Consider the following 19,772-nt stretch of genomic DNA (forward strand, 5'->3'; position numbering starts at 1 on the left):
CAATATGGCAGACAACGAAGGTGCGCTGAGGAGCTATTTTCAGGACGGCGATCGATGGGAAAACGAGATCGTCAAGAAGGCGAAGCGCTCCCGGTCGCTTGCATGGTTCGTGGCGCTGCTTTTCGGCGCGATCACGCTGCTGGCGCTCGCAGCACTCGTTCTCTTGGTCCCGCTGAAAAGCTTCGAGCCGTATATCGTCGAGGTCGACAAGAACACCGGCTATATCGAGGTCAAGACAGGCCTGACCAAGCCGTTGACCCTGACAGAGACGCAAGCCATCACGCAAGCCAATGTGGTGCGCTATATCCGCCACCGCGAGGGGTATGATCCGTTCGCCATCGAAGAAACCTTCGGCATCGCCGCTCTGCTGTCGACCGGGGATGCGGCACGCGAGTTGGCAGAGCAGTACAGCGCAGCCAACCCGAACAATCCGACCAAAGTCTACGGCAAAAACAAGCGCGTGCTGGTCGACGTCAAGTCCGTGACGTTCTCGAATGCCAGCACGGCGCTGGTCAGGTTCTCGACAACGGAAAAGTCCGACACGGAGTCGATCGTCCGGCACTACATTTCGGTTGTGCGCTACCGGTATACGGAGACGCCGGAAACGAATGAATGGCGGTTTGAAAACCCCCTCGGATTCCAGGTCTACAACTACCGCCGCGACCAGGAAACGGTCACGCCGGGGGACGAGGGATGATGAAACGCCTGCTGTTTTCGGCGGCGCTTTCCGTCGTCATCCAGACTCACGCCCATGGCGCGCAAACGCCTCGTCCGGGCAACCTCGACGGGCGCGTTACCAGTGTCGTCTATCAGCCGAACAACGTGGTCACGGTCAATGCTACCTATGGCATTTCGACCATGATCATTTTCGACGAAGACGAGAAATTCGAAACGATCTCGCTCGGCGACACGGAAAGCTGGCAGGTTGCGCCTTCCGAGAAGGGCAACATCCTGTTCGTCAAACCGGTCGCCAAGAACGTCACCACCAATATGAACGTGGTGACGACGAAACGAATCTATTTCATCGAGCTGCACGACTATGCGCCAGAGGCAGGCCACAAGGTCTTCGGCGTGCGCTTTGTCTATCCGGAGAAGGATCTGAACGCCGCCTTGCGCAAGGAGGCGGAATATAGGGCGGCAAACCCCAACGTTTCGAACATCGACAAGGCCAACGTCAACATTGACTACTCGTTCTCGGGCGACGCGGCCATGAAACCGTCGATGGTCTTCGATGACGGCAAGAAGACCTTCTTCAAATTCAACGGCCGCGTGCCGGCGATCTTTGCCGTTCAATCGGATTTTTCCGAGACGCTGCGCAATTTCCGCAAGGAGGGCGACTATCTCGTCGTCGATGGCGTCGCCACTCAATACACGCTGCGCGACGGCGATCAGTGGACGTGCATTTTCAACCTTCGAAAGCCCGACTTCGGAACCCCAGACCCCGACATCCTCGGCCCGGCTCCCGACCGCCAGGCTAAGAAGCGCTGGAGGAGCGGCAACTGATGAAGCAATCTCCAGAACTAGAGGCCATGCTTGCCGGCGACGATACGGCCATCGCCAACAAGAATGTCAAACGCAATCAGCTGCTCGGCGGTGCTGCGCTGCTAATCGGTGGCGTTGTCGCCGCCTATTTCGTCCTCTCGCCCGCCAAGGAAACCTCTCATGACATCACCCAGGGCGACGAGGAGTTTCGGACCACGACGTTCCGTCCCCCGTCGTTCGTGCGCGAGCAGGATAAGCCGGAGCCGCAACCTGACCCAGCGATCATCAATATTCCGCCACCGCCCGAACCGGTTGAACCGAACGTCGATACGACGGGATTCAACGTTCCACCGCCACCTCCCCCGGTTGCAGAGCCGGCCGTCGCGCCGCCCCCCGCGAACGAACCGCCACCGGAAGAATTTCCGCAACGCTACAAATCAGGGCTGATCTCGCTCGACCAGGCCAAGGCTGAAGATGGTGCCGGCGGGCTTGGTGGCGCCAATGGTAACGGCCTTACGGTCGCTGGCGAAGACCGCAACAGCAAGTTCCTCGCTGCGGCATCGAGCCTGGCCAACCGTGGCGCGAAAGCCACCCAAATCAAGCGCATTGATGCCTTGATCCCGGAAGGCACTCTCATTCCCGGCATCCTCGAAACGGCAATCAACAGCGACTTACCGGGGCAGATTCGGGCGATCACGTCTCAGGATGTTTATTCGTTCGATGGCCGCCGCATCCTCATCCCGACGGGAACGCGACTGATCGGTGAGTATCAGTCCGATGTGACCAGGGGACAAAAACGTATCTTCGTCATCTGGACGCGGCTTATTCGTGATGATGGCGTGAGTGTCCGGCTGAACTCGATCGGAAGCGACAGTCTCGGCCGTTCCGGTCTCACCGGCCATGTCGACAACAAATGGCGCGAACGTTTTGGGTCGGCCATCGTCCTTTCCATCGTCGGCGCCGGCGCCAGCTACCTGACCGGCTTCGGGAGCGACCAAGCGTATGGCAAGAACAACGACGATGCCAAACGCGGCGAGGAGCTGGCGCGCAACACGATCGCTGAAACCTTCAGCGACATGGCCAACCAGGCTTTGAGCGAAAATCTCCGCATCCCCCCGACCATCACCGTTAGCCAGGGCGAGCGCATCTTTGTTTATGTCCGACAGGATCTCGATTTCAGCGCCATGTACGACGATCCCGTCACCGAAGCGATGAAGGAAATTCAACGTGAACGTCGCCGTAGGTAGAGCCCCCAACCCTTATCATTTTCTCGATCGCGCGCTGGCTCCGCTGAAACCATTCCTGGAAGACCCGCGCGTCGTCGAAATTTCCATCAACAAGCCCGGCCATGTCTATGTCGAACGTCTCGGCTCCGACCATATGGAGCACCACGAGATTCATGAGCTGACGGCCGCCGAAATCCAGAACATCGGTGAGCGCGTCGCCGGCGCGACAAGTCAGTTTATCAGCCACTCCAAGCCCATTCTCAGCGCCGCGCTGCCGACAGGCGAACGCATTCAGGTCGTGCTGCCGCCGGCCGCTCCCGAAGGCGGCTCGATCTCGATCCGCAAGCAGGTGGTCAACAACTTCACGCTCGAGGAGTATCGCGACAGCGGCTCGCTAGACAGAGTATCGGTCGCCGTCGGCAGCCTAAGTGACATCGATCGCGACTTGATTGCCCATCTGCGCGCCGGCCGTATCTATGACTTCATCCATAAGGCCATCACGAAACGGGTATCGATCCTGATCAGCGGCGGCACTTCCTCCGGCAAAACGACGTTTCTCAACGCGTGCTTGAAAAGCATCGATGCCAATGAGCGCATTCTGACGCTTGAAGACACACGCGAACTGTTACCGCCCCAGGCCAACAAGGTGCACCTCCTCGCCTCAAAGGGCGATCAGGGCACTGCTGACGTGACGATTCAAAGCCTGCTCGAAGCATCGCTTCGCATGCGCCCCGACCGCCTGTTTGTCGGCGAAATCCGCGGCGCCGAAGCTTTCTCGTTCCTCCGCGCGATCAACACCGGCCACCCCGGCAGCATGTCTACTGTCCATGCCGACACGCCGATGGGTGCCTACGAGCAACTGGCAATGATGATGCAACAGGCTGGCATGTCGTCAGGTTATTCCAAGGCCGATCTGATGTCCTACATTCAGACGGTCATCCCGATCGTCATCCAGCTCCGCCGCGACGGCGGCAAGCGCGGCGTGACGGAAATCTTCTTTGCCCGGGATGAATCATGAGCCAGGGCTATAAGGCCTTTTACCTGCTCTTCTGCACCGGAATCGTCTTTGCAGTCTGGATTCTCGGCTATGGCCTTGGCCTCCAGATTTTTTTCCGTGACGGCCGCATTCTCGAAGCGACGATCACCACCAATCCATTCGCCCCATTGCAACAATTCTGGCTCTACAAGAGCAACACCACATTGCAGATGGTCGCGATCGGGGCGCTCGTCCCTGCCCTCCTTGCCGGCGGCCTGGCTGCATTGCTCGGCCTTCGGCCGCAAGGCAGCCCGCTCGGTGACGCGGCCTTTCAAGACATCGCTGCCCTCCGCCGCGGTAAGTGGTTCCGCAAGTCCGGCCATATCTTTGGCCGCATCGGCCGCAAAATCCTCCGCACCAAGGATGATCGTCATCATCTGATCATCGGGCCAACAAGATCGGGCAAAGGCGCCGGCTATGTCATTCCCAATGCTCTCACGCATGAAGGGTCGATGATCATTACCGACCTCAAGGGAGAGGTTTTCAAGGCGACGGCCGGCTATCGCCGGCGCAACGGCAGCCAGGTCTTCCTTTTCGCGCCAGGCGCGGAGAGGACCAACCGCTACAACCCTCTCGACTTCATTCGCCAGGAACGCGGAAATCGCACGACCGATATCCAGAACACGGCGAGCATTCTCGTTCCCGAAAACACCGAATCCGAAAACTCGGTGTGGCAGGCGACCGCTCAACAGGTCATGGCAGGCGCTATCAGCTATATGCTGGAAAGCCCGTTTTATGACGGCCGGCGCAATCTCGGGGAGGTCAACTCGTTCTTTAACAGCGGCGTCGACCTGCAGGCGTTGATGAAATTCATCAAGGCAAAAGAGCCGTACCTGTCCAAATTCACATTGGAAAGCTTCAACGCGTATCTGGCGCTTTCCGAGCGCGCCGCCGCTTCGGCCTTGCTCGATATTCAGAAGGCTATGCGGCCATTCAAGAACGAGCGTGTCGTCGCCGCGACGAACGTCACCGACATGGATCTCCGTGCGATGAAGCGTCGGCCGATCTCCGTCTACCTCGCGCCCAACATCACGGATATCACGCTGCTCAAGCCGCTCCTGACGTTGTTCGTGCAACAGACAATGGACATTCTTACCCTCGAGCACGATCCGAACTCACTGCCGGTCTACTTCCTGCTCGACGAATTTCGGCAGTTGAAGAAGATGGACGAGATCATGACCAAGCTGCCCTATGTGGCAGGCTATAATATCAAGCTCGCCATCATCATCCAGGACTTGAAGAATCTCGACGAGATTTACGGCGAAACCTCCCGGCATTCGCTGCTCGGCAATTGTGGTTATCAGCTCATTCTAGGCGCGAATGATCAGGCGACCGCCGACTATGCATCCCGTGCGCTCGGCAAGCGGACCATCCGCTATCAGTCGGAATCCCGCACGATCGAGCTCTTCGGCCTGCCAAGGCGCACGAAGGTCGAACAGATTCGCGAGCGTGACCTGATGATGCCGCAGGAAATCCGGCAGATGCCGGAGAGAAAGATGGTACTGCTTGTTGAAGGCCAGCGCCCGATCTTCGGCGACAAGCTGCGATTTTTCGAGACCCAGCCATTCAAGGCCGCAGAGGCGTTTTCGCAGACGCACATCCCGGATGTGCCGCCGATCGAATATCTCCCGGTACAGCCGGTTCCGGCTTTGACCGACGATTACACCCGGGCAGGCCAGCCCGCCGAAGATGTCGGGGCCCCGACTACCGGGATGACTGATTCCGAAAAGAGAATGTCATCACCAGTTAACGGTGCTGAGGCGATGCCAACTATTGCTGCGACCGCGAAAGCGGTGCCGGCAACAAAGGAGTTCACAGCTCGCACCGTGAATCGCCAAGCCAGCCTGCCAAAACCGAAACGCACCAAAGCGGCGTCGAGTGGCGGATCTGGAAACGAAGCGGAGGCGACACCGGACGTAGCGGCTATCGACGCGCGGATTAAGGTTGCCGAAGAAAGCCTGAAACCTAGCGCCGAACGCCTCAAGGAAACGGTTTCTCAGAAAGTTGAAAAGCTCGGCCAGGCATCGCCCACGAAACGGCGAAACTATCTTGATATTTTCGCGACGACGGTTCCCGATCCCGTCGAACTCGGCCTGGAAGCCGCCGTCGCCCAAGCATAAAGAGCCGCGAATTGCGGGTCTTTATGCGAATTCACGAGCGAAGTGTAGCGCTCAGAAGAACAGTACAATGCCAGCGGCGGAGAGAACGTCGCAGAAGGGTGGACACCGGACCTCCGCAGTACGACCGTCTCTCAAGGGGGCCGTACTCGACCGTTTCAAACCCCAGCCGTGGTGGGCTTCTCCTTTTTGGTACGCGAGGGTAATGTTTAGCCTCTGACGAGGGGAGGCATCGTCATGGCCAGACAAGGGTTCCGGTACACAATTGCCGGTGAAAGCAATCCCTATTGGGTGCTGGTAGAACCCATTCTGCTTCGTATCTGGGCAGAAGGAATCGCCAAGACTAGCTCGCTTAGCCTGCATATGGTCAACGGCGTCGCTCTGATAACGCACGTCATCTTCTTCGCGATTGGCGTGATCCTTCGTCTTGCCGCCGTTGGCGCGTTGCTTTTCGCGGGATACGCGCTGTTCCCGCAGACGCTGGAAATTGCGTTGGGTTCTGTCTTTTCCGCCCCTTACACTGCTTCGCCCCTCGCGAGCGTTGCTTCATCATGGATCTATGAGCTTCTCGGCTATGTGCTCATTGTCACATCGATCATGTTTGTGATTGGTGGCAGCTTCTTCGGCTTTCTCGGTGAACTACTCCTGTATTTGCTCTTTGCGGTCACGCACATGGCACCACTTCGCCTTCTCGCCGTTGGGCTGAGGAATGAAAACTACTGGGCACAATCTATCGCCAAGACGTCCTTCATGGGCATGTATCTGGTTCAGTCCGTAGGGGCGTTTCCTGACGGAGCGGAATGGGATCGTGTCTTCGACCTCTATCTAAAATCCAACACTCCGCACGGCAGAGAGCAACTCGAGAAGTTGGCTGATGAGTGGTCCACGAAGCTCGGTGGCGGGCACCACCTCTCTCCGAGCCCAAAGAGCACCGAATGACAAGAGGAATTTCGCGTTGAACCGATTGGTCGAAGCAGAACGGCGGATCCGAGCACTTACCAATCGCCCTGGGAATTACGAACACCATTTCAAGGCGAATCCTGACAAGTGGATCAGTCTCTGCGTTGCGATGGACACACTTGGAGACGCGTCTATAGCACTTCTTCGTTTTGAAAACCATGGCCTTGGCTCTGAGGAAGGTGAGAAGTACCTTCGATTATATGGGACTTTGCAGGCAATTATTCTTCAACAAGACGCAATCAAAACTATATACGAAGTCTACCTTGAAAAGTTGCCGCGAATCGATCGTGACTCTGCCTGGAAGAACTGTCGGCGCATTCGAAATCTAGCCACTGGCCATCCACTGGACGCGCAGTACGGTAAGCTGCGCGTCTTTGTCAGCCGGCGGACGATCTCAACTGAAGGATTCGATCTACTGACATATCAGGCAAAGGACTCCGTCTACGTGGTCGAGCACGTCGACCTGACGGCCAATTATACGCGATACAAGGACGAAGCGCTTGAGCGTATCGAAGATATCGAGGCTTCACAAAGATAGATGCTGGCATGAACTTCCGCACTTCGTCGGGTATCCTAAGTGTCCGAATTGGGTCGATTCTTCTCGTTCCGCCGATTCAGAAAGTCGCGCCCTGATCAGAGCTCTTTGAACATTTCGATGCAGTTCTTCGCCAGGCCGACCAGCTCATTTTTGTCCCAATTCTCGCGTCGCCAACCCATCTTCTCATAATATCCGAGCGCCTCCGGAGCGCCGTTGACACGCTGGTTTTAACACCCCGCCGCCTAGCCTCGGCCTCGACCAGAGAGTTCAGCTTCCTCCCGTGACCTTTGCCCGGCTCTCCTTCAGTGACCGCAACCAGCCCGGTGATGACGACGAACTCGCTGACCCGTGCCAATATCCGTGCTGCGGTTGACTTCTGACGTGTAATTTAGCCTCCTGATTCTCGGGGGGAACAATAATGACCGTCCTGACTATCAAGGCAAAGCACGACCACCTGGCCAAGGTGGCAAGCACCCGCGACTACGTGAAAGCCTTGGCAGAATTCGTATGGAACGCGTTGGATGCGGACGCAACCGAGGTGTCCGTCGAGTTCGCCCGAAATCCGCTTGGCGGTCTCAGTTCGATCCTGATTCGCGACAACGGCACCGGGATCAACAAGACACGGGCTGACCACGATTTCGAAAGCTTGGGCGAATCTTGGAAACTTCAGGCGAGCCGCACTCCTGTCCATTCTCGTGTCATCCACGGAAAGGAAGGCCAAGGTCGGCTTAGGTTTTACTCCCTTGCTCAAAAGGCTCATTGGACATCGTCATACAGCGACGATGGAGACCTATTTGAATTAACAATCGACATCGACGCAGATCGACTGCAAACGAGCACAGTGTCGGAGCCTGTGCCCGCGCCTGACGGATCAACAACAGGCACTGTTGTCGAGCTTAGCTCGCTGAAGGACACGTTCGATTGGCTGACTAGCGAAGAGGCCAGATCGGACTTCGGCGCAATATTTGCGCCTTATGCCTTGCAGTATCCTGGCGTCGCGATCTTCTATGATGGGCACCGCGTAGACCCAAATGCGACCATCGAAAAAGCACACGAGTTTGAGACACGGCCGATCATCTGCCCCGGCCGGGTTGTTCGAGACATGTCCCTCAGGGTCATTGAATGGAAGGGGAAAGTCGGCAGCAGGAAAATATACTTTGGGGGCGAAAGCGGAGTGGTTCTCGGCGCACAGGCAGCAAACGTTACGGCACCTGGCTTCGACTTCTCGGTATATGCCTACTCCCCTTTCTTCCAGGAAATCGCCAACGCCAATCTTCTGGAGGTTGACGGACTGACAGATCCAGATTTCGCGCGAGTGCTGGAATACATCCGGGACGAGGTGGGCGACTATTTCAGAACGCGCCAAGCGGAAAAATCCGGCGAATTGATCCAAGAGTTGATGGACGCAGGCGTTTATCCATACGAGGGCGAACCGAAAGACGAAGTCGAGCGCCGTGAGCGCCAGGTTTTTGACATCGCCACCCATGCAGTTTCGTCGTATTCCCGCGACTTCAAAAAGGCGGACAACCCACTCAAGAAGATCACGCTTGGGCTGCTTCGCGAAGCCATTAGCCACAATCCCGAGTCGGTGTCGCGCATCCTGAAAGCGGTATTCAATTTGCCGAAAACTCGTCAGGACGAATTTTCGAACCTTCTCGATAAAACGGAACTTGGACACATCATTTCGGCATCGAGCCTGATTGCGGATCGGGTAGTCGCGCTGAAAGTGCTGGGTGAAATGGTGTTCGAGCCAAAGCATCGACAGTCGATGAAGGAACGCGGCGAGCTCGATGTGCTGGTGCGAGACAACACTTGGATTTTCGGCGAAGGCTTTCACTTCACGCTGCAGGAAGCTGGCCTGACCAAAATTATGAATCGCATTTCGGAAGAACTCGCGCTGAAGCGAGCAAAAGGCGCAAAGATGCGAAAACCCGACGGAAAAATCGGCCGCGTCGATTCTTTTATGGGACGTGTCGTACCCCACCCCGATCGCCTTCACCGTGAATTCTTGCTGGTCGAGCTCAAGAGACCGTCCCTGATCGTTGGTCGCAAGGAGTTGGATCAGCTTGAAGACTACGTAAACGCCATCCTGGCGCAGCCCGATTTTATCAGCACGTCCACTTTCTGGAATTTCTACCTAGTCAGCGGCGAGTACGACGCCGTCGTCAAGGAGCGGATAACGCAGAAGGAGCGACCTGTTGGCCTCTACCTCGACAAGCCAAATCACAGGGTTTGGGTGAAGTCATGGGCAGAATTGATCAGAGATTCCGAGAGCCGCCTCCAGTTCGTGCAGGAGAAGCTTCGAATTGAGGTTTCGGCCGAGGAAATCGAGGTACGGATTGCGCAATTGAAATCGTCTATATTAAAGGTGGAGACAGAGAGGCCGACGGAACCGCCACCCCAAGCGCCAGTTGCGTCGACACCAGAGTTCGCCGTGTCGCCACAATAAAATCGTTGCACTTGACACGGAGACATGGATTCTGACGCGAGGTCAGATCATCGCCGATGTTGATGTCCGAATTTTCCCACGCCATGCAGAGATTCTGGAGCAGGCCCGACGGTCGTCAAGAGGTTGCTAATATTCTGCTGGTGGCCATTTAGCGCGTTTCCGCTGAGCCTGACCAGCGGCTTCCGAGACGCCATCAGAACAGCGGCCCGGCGTCGCATCGAGGGGGGACTGGCGCCGAGCCTAACCGGCGTACGGGGGGTAGTTTTGCCGGCTGAGGTGAATATAGGCCCTCAAATATATCATTGCTTGCTAATTTAATAAAATGATCATGTTCCGTTCCCCTAGCCGCCAGATCGTGCGGGCCTAGACTCGATGCCGTGCCTAAACAAGTGAGTGCCGGCACTGGCCGGCTGGTGTTCATTCCACCGATGTTGCCGACCCTGGTTGCGAAGCCTCCCGAGGGGGATGACTGGATTCACGAGGTTAAGCTCGACGGCTACCGCTCGCAGATCGTCATCAACGGCCCGGATGTTCGCATCTACACCAGGCAGGCGGGGCCTCGACTGGTCTGAAAAATATCGCGACCTGGTCGAAGCCGCGAAGGCGCTCGATGTCGAGACGGCGATCGTCGATGGTGAAACGATCGTCACCAACGATGCCGGCCTTCCGGATTTCGCCGCGCTTCGGCGAGCAATCACGCGACGACAGCATGACCTCTACTTCGTCGCCTTCGATCTGCTGCACCTCAACGGCCACGATTTGCGCGACCTCGGCGTCGAGGAGCGGCGCGAGATCCTGCTCGGTCTGATCCAGCCCGACAGCCGCATCCAGTTCAGCGAGACGATGCCGGGCGGCGACGCCAATGCGATCTTCTATCTGGTCGACCAGGCGGGGCTTGAGGGCATAGTGTCGAAGCGCCTTGGCAGCAAATATCGCAGCGGCAACACGACGGCATGGCTGAAGACCAAAAGCTATACCGTGAGCGACCTCGAATTGCTCGGCGTCGAGCGGGAGAGGGGCAAGCCCGCCTTCGCGCTCATGGGAGAGCCAGGCACCCGCAAATATGTCGGCTCCGCTTTCATCACGCTGAACCGTGAGATGCGGGAACGGCTGTGGAAGCGCGTTCAGGAGCACGCCGGGCCGGCACCTAAGGGGGTGAAGCGGCAGGCGACAACGTGGGTCAAGCTGGGCCTGAAGGGCCACGTCAAGCACCTACGGGGCGAAGACAAGTTGCGCCACGCATCACTGCAGGATTTCTGGGAGGAGAATTAAGCGGTTTGAGCGCGTTGTTGCTGTGCGTCCAGGAACATGCCGGGCCAGCACCCAACGAATGGGTCAAGCCGGGGCTGATCGGCCGCATCCACTCCTGCGCGGCGAGGAAGACCTGCGGCAGGCCTCGATGCAGGGTTTCCACAAAGAGGATTAGCGGCAAATTGGTTGGGATAGATATCGATCGACGGTTCAAGATTGCCGATGATGTCCCGCAAGGCGCGAGTCCACTGGCGAATGGCCTCCTGGCTGGTGGTAATGTTGTAGAGATTGCACATGCCGTTGCCTCAGGTGCGCAGGATCTCGGGGACGCTCAGCGGCCCGAGATCGAGAATTCTCTTGTACTCGCCCGACCGGCGCCAGACACCACGTGCCTTGCCGTTTTCCCGGTCGCGCCTTGGATCGAACATCACGCCGGCGAAGTGGTCAAGGAACGCTTGTGCGGACGCCTGGTCGGCGAAGCAGTAGAGGCGCCAGTTTTCATACTTCTGGTCCGGCCATATCGCCTGCACCTGTCTCACCAGTGGGCTCAGTCCGCGGGTTTGGCAAAACGTGCGGATCAACGCGAAGCTGTGTCCTGTGCACAGGTCATCGGGCAGAGCCACCTGATAAGGCCATTCCCGATCGATCCTGGCAGGCGAGGGACCTCGGCTGCGCATCGGTGTCAGCGTGGTGTCGGCTCATCGGTCGTCTTCTCAAGCGCGTCGATGGCATCGTGATTGGCCACGCCAAATCTCCTCAGGTGAAGCATCTTTGATGCGCAAAAGCAGGTCCATCTGTGCCTCCTGTTGCTTCCCGGCCAACAGCGAACAAAATGGGAACAAAAATGTCAAGCGAGACCTTGACGACGGAGGAATATGTTCCTCATTGACAGGCATGCCTGAACAACCAGAAAAATGGCCGCAAGGTGCCCCATGGACGTTGATGCATGCTCACAACGCGGGGCAGGTGGCCCGTATTTGCTGCGGCCACTGCAACATTAAGACATTAAGCGCTTCTATAAGCCGCTGGAGCTTCGGGAAGTCATTGGCAATGTCACCATTGAGCAGGTGCGGGCAAAGGTCCGCTGCGAAAAATGCGGTCGCAAGGAATCAATGAGCGCAGAACTGTTCCATTCTGTCGGTCAGGAATTAGTGACGGTCCGTTTCCGACGCTTGGTCGAAATCAGATGGGAACGGCGGGTTATCTGGAGAGACGAAAGCTAAGCGCTCCCGTCCGTTTCGCTGTCCTCGTCTATTTCGCGCACCGGCAGATAGGCGTTGGTTTCGAGCCACTCGCGCAAGATGACTTGAATTAGGTATGATCTGCCGACTTTCATTTCGGCAGCAATCGAGTTGAGCGCATCCTCGGTTGCCGGTTCCAGCGGCACGCCTGTCACGTTTCTGAGCATCAATGCAGCTCGACGCAATATAATCTGCAGATCCGCACGTGACATGTCCCCGATGCGATCGGCCGCGCTTTCAAGCTCTACGGCAATAGATTGACGCGTCATCGCATCGAGCCCGCTTGTCTGAGGCAGGGTCCTCTTAGGCCTTCACCCGCTTGGCTGGTGCCTTCTTGGCTGGCGCCTTCTTGGTGTGCATTTTTGCGCTCGCCTTGCGACCAAGTCCGATAGACTTCGCCAGCTCTGACCGTTGTGCAGCGTAGCTTGGTGCCACCATAGGATAGTCCCGCGCCAACCCCCACTTGGCTCGATACTCGTCAGGCGTCATGCCAAGCAAGCCCAAGTGCCGTTTCATCGACTTGAACTTGCGCCCATCTTCCAAGGAAATGATATGGTCGGGAAACACGGATTTTTTCGGATTGACCGCCGGGGCCTGTGTTGGCTGCTCAACTACAGCTGGCTTGACTAGGCTAACGAGAGCGGAATTCACCAAAGAAATAAGATCGGGCAGGCCTGCTACGGGTACTGCGTTATTTTGGACAAACGCCGCGACAATATCCGCGGTCAATTCCATCAATTCCGCGCTCTGGCGATTGTTCTCTTCGGTCATTCATCAACTCCTATTGCTATTCCGCTTTCGTATGGCGGAAAGTCGGATCGCGCAAGAAGCAGGGCCACAGAACGGAATACTCGGGATCATCGGCCGGCGGTGGTTTAAGGCAGAGTCTTGAAAACTTCCGCACCTGGAACTGTACACGCCTACATTGCTAGACGGCACGCCTTCGTTCCGGCAAAGCTGCGAATCGCGGGGCCACTGGCAATCCGCAGGTCGGCGGGTTCAGGCAATGCTCATTGAAAGATGGGCCGCCGACTTTCCTTTTGGCTGTAAAGCTCGGCGGGTTGTCGCTCTCGATTGCCGTCACAAATTGATCGACGGGACGTGGCGACGTGGATGGCTACCACACGGTCTATATTAGTGGATGTAGATCGAGCGGTCCTTGACGTTTATATGCTACCCAAGCCTCGGCGGGCACTGCCGAATCCGCCCGGGCCAGCCAGTTCGCGCGCTCAGCCTCGGTAAGCGAATTCCACCACTGCATACCGGCGATTTCGTCAGCAGTCGGATTCCGGTTCGGTTCGTCTGCCATTTTCTTATCCTCGCGTAAAACTTGGGCGCCAGCTATCAGAACGGCCAAAAGCCGGCCAAAAAAGCCAGCATTTCGCTGCCCCACTGCACGAAGTTTTGGTACCAGCCAGACACTGTTTCATAAGCAACCTGCAGTGCACCTAGGAAGAAAACGAAACAGATGACGATAGCAAATACCTTGCCAAACCCCTCGTCACCCTTCGGGTCGCTGCTCTGGTAAACGTAATCCTGTCGATTAAACATGGTCCATTAACGGTCCCGGTCGTCGCGGTCGCGTTCCCTTCTTTCTAGTTCCTCGCGCTCCAACTCCTCGAGGCGAGGAATATGCTGTTGCGCCGGATCGGTCCGCGTCGTTTCACCGCCGCGTTGTGCGGCCTCCTTGTCCCTGTTTAACTTATCCTGCAGCCGATTTGTAGCATCTACGGTCGACGCCAGTTCGTGAGCCTGCTCGGCCGGTTCGTCCGGCCGGCGCTCAGCCTCCTCGGGGCGAGGATCTCGCTGCTGTTCGGTCACGGCATCGACATTTGCAGGGGTTTTGCCCTGCTCTTCTGCCGGCCGCTCTTGCGTCTGCTCTGCCGCCTCGATGGCGCGCTTGAGCTCCGGATCCTTCTCGGCTACCTCGCGCATATAAGTGTTGCCCTGGACGGCAAGCTCTGCCGCGCGAGCCAGTCCGCGCTCAATATCAGCTCGGAATACCCTTGGATCGTTGGAAAGCTCACCGGCCTCAATTCTATCCAAACCCTCGCGACTGGTTTCGATGTCCACAAGAACGTCATTTACCGCCTCGACAACCGCCTTACCGTGTTTGGCGACTGCCGCATCCCACTGTTCATTCGCATCGTCGCGACGCTCGTCTCGCTCGGTCGCAGTTCCCTGCTCCGCCTGTGCCTGGCCCTTCATCGCGTAAAGCTCCATGAGCTCGCGCCGGCCGTTCACATGCTCGCGGGCGACAGACGCGACTTCATCAAAGTCGCCTCGCTCGTCCGGACCGACGCTCCGCTCCAGCCGGAACAAGGCCGTCTCGACTTTCTTTTCATATGCTTCAAACTCTGCTCGTGTTGTCTCGCGCATTTCCTGGCCCTCCAAAACGACTTTCTGTAAGGTTACCAGATTGGCGCGGAATTTTGACCCGAAATCTGCATGGACGACATTTACGCTCGCTTCTGCCTGACCTGCCGAAAGGCTTGCTGTCAAGTGATCCCGCTGCTGTTCCGCATAAGCGACAACACGCCGATCACCGCTGGCGAGCGCAATTTTCTGCCAACTCTGCGTTGCCTTTATGGCATACTCAAAGCTTCTTTCGGCCTTCGCCAGACTTCTCCGGCCGCCCCGCTTGGCGTCGTACCGTCCCTGCGCCGCCTCGCTGGTCCCGACGTGCTCGGTCCGCCCTTCCCTGCTCACCGGCCTCACCTGATTGCGGGTAAAGGCGGGCGGACTGGCGAACTCGCGACGATCGGTCATCTCCATCGCTATTCCATGCGCCCGAGCCATCTGCGCCATTGTGGCCCGCCACTCCCGAAACACCTGAGGGGTCGTCTCGATCCGATCACCCGATTCCGATCGCATGGTGATGATCGCGTGCGCATGGACATGTGGCCGCTTGCCTCCATCTCCTTCTTCCTTCGGATCATTGGCCGGATCATGCATGGCAAACACGTAGCGATGGCCGGCGAACTGCTCGGCAAGGAAGTCGCGTGCAGCGTTTTCAAACGCCTCGACATTCGTACCGGCCCGGGCCGACATGATCAGGTGCATCACGTCCCGGCCTTTGCGGCTGTGCAGATCACCGCGCCATTCCTTTTGCACCAGATCACCAGCACGTTTATCGTCACCAACGATTTGGCCGCGGTCATCGCGAACGTCGCCGTCATGACGTTCGACTAGGCTCCGCAATTTGCTGGCGCCATACTCGACACCGTTGCCGTAGCCCTGGAACGAGAACCGCGCAGCCACATCCTGCGCCGCCGCACTGGCGTCATATCGCGCCTGAATGATGCTGGCGGCCTTATCGTCGCCAGTCAGCCGCTCCCCCTGACCGCTTCTGAGCACGACAGCACCTTGAACCATCACCGCGCCGTCGGCCTGGCGCGTGACCGCGTAAGCATAGCGGCGATCGGCGAATGCGCTCGTCAAACTATTCCTGACCAGCTCATGCATCGCCTCGTCTGACGAAACCGCCGCAGTCGCAATCTCTACGGTAAAGCTACCGATATCGCGGCTCTCTGCGCGGTTCTGGAACAGATGGTTCCAGTCTCCCCGCAGCCGCGCTAGATCCTCCAGGCTGCTGATGCGCTCGCCGTTCTCGTTCTCGACGGCGAGCTCGCCGCCGCGCGACACATAATTCAGCATCGCCCCCACCCTCGCGCCGGCGCCGTAGGATGCCATTTTGACAACCGCGGGCTGGCTGCCCTGGGCCACCGCTGCTAGCCGCGCTTCTATTGGACGGGACACCGCTGCTGCCCGCGTCTCGGCCGCGAAGATCGGCTTGGCGGCCGGCCGCCGCATTTTCGGCTGGCTGCCACCACCGCTACCAGCACCACCGCCGCCTAGCTCGGCCATCGCTTTCAATCGACGCTTCATTTCGTCTTCGGCCGACGAACGGCGTTTTGGCCCAAGCGATAGCTCATGCAGCAACGCCGCACGGCGCTGCTGCCATTCGCTCGTGAAGGCGCCGAAGAAGATTTCCAAGGCCTACGCCTCCCCTCGCCGCTTGTGACCGGCACGTTTTGATAGCGATCGTAACTCGGTCATCATGGCCGCCTGGATGCGCTGCACGTTGCCAAGATTGATGTCGAGCTCGCTTGGGTGAACGGTCTTGCCGCTGTTTATTGATCGCGCCACCTGGTTCAGGTTGACGCCGATCGCGCGCATGTCCTCCAGCAACAGCGCCATGACGAGCCGATCATCCTTAGTCAGGATTGGTCGCACGCCGGCGCCTTCGAGGATTAGCGACCGGAAAAACCCGGAAACCGTCATGTCGGCCGCCTCAGCGGCCTTCTCGATCGCCGCATATTCGTCCGCGCCGACGCGGGCATGCACCATTCGACCCCTCCGGTCCGGCTCGAGCCGGACCTCGAATTTCGTGTCGTCCATTGGCCTGGGCCCCTCTCTCTGGCGCTTGCGGCAGGCATCGAGGGCTTGTTCCTCGATCGTCGGGAAAAATGTCGCACATTTTTCCGTATCCTGCCATCATCAATAGATGTGAAATTCACACTCAGTAAAACCAATTTTTCGAGCAGTCCACACTTTGCTCGTCCACATCGAAACTCTGGACAGGGCCTCCGTCCCTGCCCTTTCAAACGCTAAAACGCTCTCCAGGGTTCACCTCCAGGACCGCTTTGTCGGCCTTTGTGTGCCCCTCGTACTCGCCCGCAAGGGACGCTCCGCTCTTCGCCCTGGCCGGCTGCGTGCGAGCGTCACAGACGGCCTTCGCGCGGCTCCGGGGTTCACCACAAAAGGAGCAGGAAGGCTGGTGGCGGCGCTGACGGCCCCTTTGGCCAAACGAAGGAAAGTTGCGTCGACTGGCAAGGGCTCCAGGGTTTGCTCAACGCCAGCGTGCGCACCACTCCCGTTTTCACACGACCTGTTCACACGAGATATTCACATGCCATGACGTTACGGTGTGAAAGTAAGATGTGATTGAAGTATCACACCTTCGGATGGTGAGGCGTGATCGCATCGTGTAAAAACGCCATGCGTACCCAAGCATTCACGTCGTTTGGAAATGCTGTTTGCCCAAGAGGAGGCATGAGCGTGGCGAGGGCCTGACCGCGTTCGGCTTTGGGGACGGCAAAAGAGGGTTCAGACATGCCTCGAAGAATTTGCGCGATCAGCGGAAAAGGCGGTGCCGGGAAGACGACGGCCATTATCCTCGTTGCCGGCGAGTACGCTATTCAAGGAAAGAAGGTTCTTCTGATCGACGCCGATCCGCGCCAGAACCTCGCCGAATGGTGGAAGCGATGTGAGGCCAAGGACAATCTTCCGGCCAACATCGAGCTGCACAGCGCGGCAACCCAGCGAAGCATCGAAACCGTGCTGGCCGAACAGAACGGCGTCTATGACGTAATTCTGATGGACTCACCGGGCATCGACAGCGTCATTCGCGATACGATCATCCGCAACTCCGACCTGGTGCTGACGCCAATTCAGCCGAACCAGGATGAAATCAAGGCGGCCGGCGAAGCCGCCACCATCACGGCGGATATTGGCGACAGGGAGGGGCGCACGATTCCGCACCTCAACGTGGTGACGCGCATCGCCCTTCCGGGCCGCGTTCTCGAGGCTTACAGGCTGATCCGTCCGTTCATCGCCAATCTTCGCGACAACGGCTATGAATCGACGCTGATGGAAACCGAGCTCACCGAAAGAAATTGCTACCGCGAAATCCGCAACGGCCTCGGCACCTTGCAGATGCTCGAGCTGACCGACCCGGTCATGAAGGGTCGCGCGGAGATCGCGGCGTTTGTGGACGAGCTCGATCGCCATCTCGCGGCAAACCAGGAAAAGGTGGGAAATGTCTAAACCAGGCAAACTGTCCGTCGCTGACTTTCCGATCGCACCGCGACGGCAGAAGCCAGCCACATCCAAAGCCACAATGAAGCCAGCCTCTGTGTCGGAAGAGGCAGAGGCGCCAACGGCTGCGCGGGAACCTACAGCGCCGCCGGTCTCAGAAGCGGATGCTACAAGAGAGCGTCCGCGGCGCGGTCTGCCGAACCCGAGCGGTGACGAGCGCAAGAGCAAGGCGATCGAGCGTGCCCTGGCTCAGGAGGAGGGACGATATCGCCTGCGTGACTTGAAACGAGCACACGGGCGGGAAGCCAAGCACTACGTCAACTGCCCACTGGACTACGACACCAAGATGCGACTGCAAAAGGCCGCCTTCGATAACGACATCAAGATGACGGTGATCATAAAGGCAGCCATCGACCAGTTCCTCCGAGACAACGGCTATTGATCCTTGAGCGGCCGAAGCTTCCTGCTCGGGATAACGATCGGTATCCTCATTGGCATCTACGCCGCACCGTTGGTCGGTCGCCACGGCTTCGACTTTGGTGAAAGCTCAAAAGCCGCCTCCCCATTGAACGGGCTTATGGAATCCGCTCTCGATGTGGCCATCCGGCCAACCGACGAAACCGCCAAAGGCGAGCTGTTTCGCTTATCCAATTGGGATATCTCAATGCATGGGACTGGATCGACGGTTGCCGTGAAGCGATGTATTAGTATTGGCAAAGATTCTATCGCGTGCGAACTCCTGGCGCATCTGGGGTGGGTCGATGGGGAAAAACGTGTCGAAGCTGTGTTCGAGGGAAAGCCGGGTGCTTGGCGAATGGTTGCAGCCAGGGCCAGCTGATTTTCTCTCGGTGGGCAGTGCCTATCCCTGCGCCAGCTCAAAGGTATTATGAATGCAGGCTTCCGCTGGAAAGAACCATGCAAGGCGATCGCAGCACGGCCGTGATGGTTGCTTATTGCGAGTAGCGGAAGGCGCTGTCCTCACTCCCGGCTCCTGGAAAATCGCTCTGCAAGAGAGTGCCGGGGCGTCCTTGGGGCAATCCCGTTTTCAAATGTTTGATTGAGATCGTCGCCCTGTCCGCGACTGGAGCAAAGCAAGAAAGGAGAGGACGTGGCTAAGGATATGGACGCCTATAAAAACAAAATGGAATTGATTGAGGCGACCGATCCCGAGATCGACAAACCTGTTTTCCGCCGCCCGGGATTCGAAGGCATTAAAACCCTCGGCGAAATCGATGAAAGAATTGCCGCCTTCATCCGCAAGGCGCGCGAGGACAAGGATCTTACTCGCGCCGAGCTTGCTCCCTTGCTTGGTCTTTCGATGCAGGTTTACGGCCGCTATGAACGCGCATTCTCAAAAATGCATGTCACCCGCATGATCCACCTGTGCGAAATCCTGGGATTCATGCCGATGGAAATGCTGTTCGGCGCTGCCCCGCATCTATGGGGCCGCACGCCGGAGGAGGCGCGCGACAGCATGGAACTCGCACAACAGGTCGTGTCTCTGCCGCACGGCACCAAGCGCGATCTGCTGGCCCTGGTCAAGAAGATGGTCGCCCTTGAACGTGCCGCGGACGGAGCGGCCGCGGAAACGCAAAAGGTCAATCTTTAAGCGAATCCTTGGGGGACACTAAGCTCGACGCACGGGTCATGTA

The 19,772-nt window shown here is 57.9% G+C and carries 20 protein-coding genes and 1 pseudogene; 14 read left to right on the forward strand and 7 right to left on the reverse strand.

All coding sequences use genetic code 11. The annotated features are described in order from the left end of the window. Positions 1–4 precede the first annotated feature (4 nt). From D3227_RS26825 to D3227_RS26865, 10 genes are all read left to right on the forward strand, one after another. Positions 5–697, forward strand: a complete 693-nt coding sequence (locus D3227_RS26825; RefSeq protein WP_120017279.1) for a VirB8 family type IV secretion system protein — start codon at positions 5–7, stop codon at positions 695–697. Beyond that, complete coding sequence (gene virB9 / locus D3227_RS26830; protein WP_120017280.1) at positions 694–1,503, forward strand: P-type conjugative transfer protein VirB9; 810 nt, start codon at positions 694–696, stop codon at positions 1,501–1,503. Before D3227_RS26825 ends, virB9 begins: the two co-directional genes overlap by 4 nt. Continuing rightward, on the forward strand, positions 1,503–2,729 hold the full coding sequence (gene virB10 / locus D3227_RS26835) for a type IV secretion system protein VirB10 (protein WP_120017281.1): 1,227 nt from the start codon (positions 1,503–1,505) through the stop codon (positions 2,727–2,729). The genes virB9 and virB10 overlap by 1 nt, the downstream gene beginning before the upstream one ends. Then, the gene (gene virB11 / locus D3227_RS26840; protein ID WP_120017282.1) at positions 2,710–3,726 is read left to right on the forward strand and encodes a P-type DNA transfer ATPase VirB11; all 1,017 of its coding nucleotides are present in this window, start codon (positions 2,710–2,712) and stop codon (positions 3,724–3,726) included. Before virB10 ends, virB11 begins: the two co-directional genes overlap by 20 nt. After that, on the forward strand, positions 3,723–5,864 hold the full coding sequence (locus D3227_RS26845; protein WP_120017283.1) for a type IV secretory system conjugative DNA transfer family protein: 2,142 nt from the start codon (positions 3,723–3,725) through the stop codon (positions 5,862–5,864). The genes virB11 and D3227_RS26845 overlap by 4 nt, the downstream gene beginning before the upstream one ends. A 234-nt stretch (positions 5,865–6,098) precedes the next feature. After that, complete coding sequence (locus D3227_RS26850) at positions 6,099–6,800, forward strand: hypothetical protein (RefSeq protein ID WP_120017284.1); 702 nt, start codon at positions 6,099–6,101, stop codon at positions 6,798–6,800. A 16-nt stretch (positions 6,801–6,816) separates the two neighbouring features. Continuing rightward, positions 6,817–7,359: a hypothetical protein gene (locus D3227_RS26855; RefSeq protein WP_147377694.1), complete on the forward strand. Its 543-nt coding sequence runs from the start codon at positions 6,817–6,819 to the stop codon at positions 7,357–7,359. A 418-nt stretch (positions 7,360–7,777) separates the two neighbouring features. Then, on the forward strand, positions 7,778–9,808 hold the full coding sequence (locus D3227_RS26860; protein ID WP_120017286.1) for an ATP-binding protein: 2,031 nt from the start codon (positions 7,778–7,780) through the stop codon (positions 9,806–9,808). Between the two features lie 377 nt (positions 9,809–10,185). Further along, positions 10,186–10,380, forward strand: a complete 195-nt coding sequence (locus D3227_RS44385; RefSeq protein WP_425374552.1) for a DNA ligase-like domain-containing protein — start codon at positions 10,186–10,188, stop codon at positions 10,378–10,380. Further along, positions 10,337–11,080: an ATP-dependent DNA ligase gene (locus tag D3227_RS26865; protein ID WP_425374553.1), complete on the forward strand. Its 744-nt coding sequence runs from the start codon at positions 10,337–10,339 to the stop codon at positions 11,078–11,080. The genes D3227_RS44385 and D3227_RS26865 overlap by 44 nt, the downstream gene beginning before the upstream one ends. A 161-nt stretch (positions 11,081–11,241) precedes the next feature. Here the strand turns inward: D3227_RS26865 and D3227_RS26870 are convergent. The 7 genes and pseudogenes from D3227_RS26870 to D3227_RS26900 form a co-directional block, all read right to left on the reverse strand. Then, positions 11,242–11,355: pseudogene (locus D3227_RS26870) on the reverse strand (SOS response-associated peptidase); the annotation flags it as partial. 9 nt (positions 11,356–11,364) lie between these two features. After that, entirely contained in the window at positions 11,365–11,682 is a 318-nt protein-coding gene (locus D3227_RS26875; protein WP_147377695.1) for a hypothetical protein, read from the reverse strand. A gap of 596 nt (positions 11,683–12,278) precedes the next feature. Continuing rightward, entirely contained in the window at positions 12,279–12,569 is a 291-nt protein-coding gene (locus D3227_RS26880; protein ID WP_120017288.1) for a hypothetical protein, read from the reverse strand. 34 nt (positions 12,570–12,603) lie between these two features. Then, on the reverse strand, positions 12,604–13,071 hold the full coding sequence (locus D3227_RS26885; RefSeq protein WP_120017289.1) for a Ros/MucR family transcriptional regulator: 468 nt from the start codon (positions 13,069–13,071) through the stop codon (positions 12,604–12,606). 573 nt (positions 13,072–13,644) lie between these two features. Continuing rightward, positions 13,645–13,851 (reverse strand): hypothetical protein, encoded by a 207-nt coding sequence (locus D3227_RS26890; RefSeq protein WP_120017290.1) that lies wholly within the window; start codon positions 13,849–13,851, stop codon positions 13,645–13,647. Positions 13,852–13,857: 6 nt separating this feature from the next. Beyond that, the gene (locus D3227_RS26895) at positions 13,858–16,296 is read right to left on the reverse strand and encodes a relaxase/mobilization nuclease domain-containing protein (RefSeq protein ID WP_120017291.1); all 2,439 of its coding nucleotides are present in this window, start codon (positions 16,294–16,296) and stop codon (positions 13,858–13,860) included. Between the two features lie 3 nt (positions 16,297–16,299). Continuing rightward, a complete protein-coding gene (locus tag D3227_RS26900; protein ID WP_120017292.1) occupies positions 16,300–16,701 on the reverse strand; it encodes a plasmid mobilization protein in 402 nt (133 codons plus the stop codon). Positions 16,702–17,415: 714 nt separating this feature from the next. Between D3227_RS26900 and D3227_RS26905 the strand changes: the two genes are divergently transcribed. The 4 genes from D3227_RS26905 (at position 17,416) to D3227_RS26920 (ending at position 19,729) form a co-directional block, all read left to right on the forward strand. After that, the gene (locus D3227_RS26905; protein WP_120017293.1) at positions 17,416–18,129 is read left to right on the forward strand and encodes a ParA family protein; all 714 of its coding nucleotides are present in this window, start codon (positions 17,416–17,418) and stop codon (positions 18,127–18,129) included. 88 nt (positions 18,130–18,217) lie between these two features. After that, positions 18,218–18,562, forward strand: a complete 345-nt coding sequence (locus D3227_RS42945) for a hypothetical protein (protein ID WP_245451894.1) — start codon at positions 18,218–18,220, stop codon at positions 18,560–18,562. 3 nt (positions 18,563–18,565) lie between these two features. Continuing rightward, positions 18,566–18,958: a hypothetical protein gene (locus D3227_RS26915; protein WP_120017294.1), complete on the forward strand. Its 393-nt coding sequence runs from the start codon at positions 18,566–18,568 to the stop codon at positions 18,956–18,958. 282 nt (positions 18,959–19,240) lie between these two features. After that, complete coding sequence (locus tag D3227_RS26920; RefSeq protein ID WP_120017295.1) at positions 19,241–19,729, forward strand: helix-turn-helix domain-containing protein; 489 nt, start codon at positions 19,241–19,243, stop codon at positions 19,727–19,729. Positions 19,730–19,772 lie beyond the last annotated feature (43 nt).

Source organism: Mesorhizobium waimense (assembly GCF_003601975.1).
GTDB lineage: Bacteria > Pseudomonadota > Alphaproteobacteria > Rhizobiales > Rhizobiaceae > Mesorhizobium > Mesorhizobium waimense.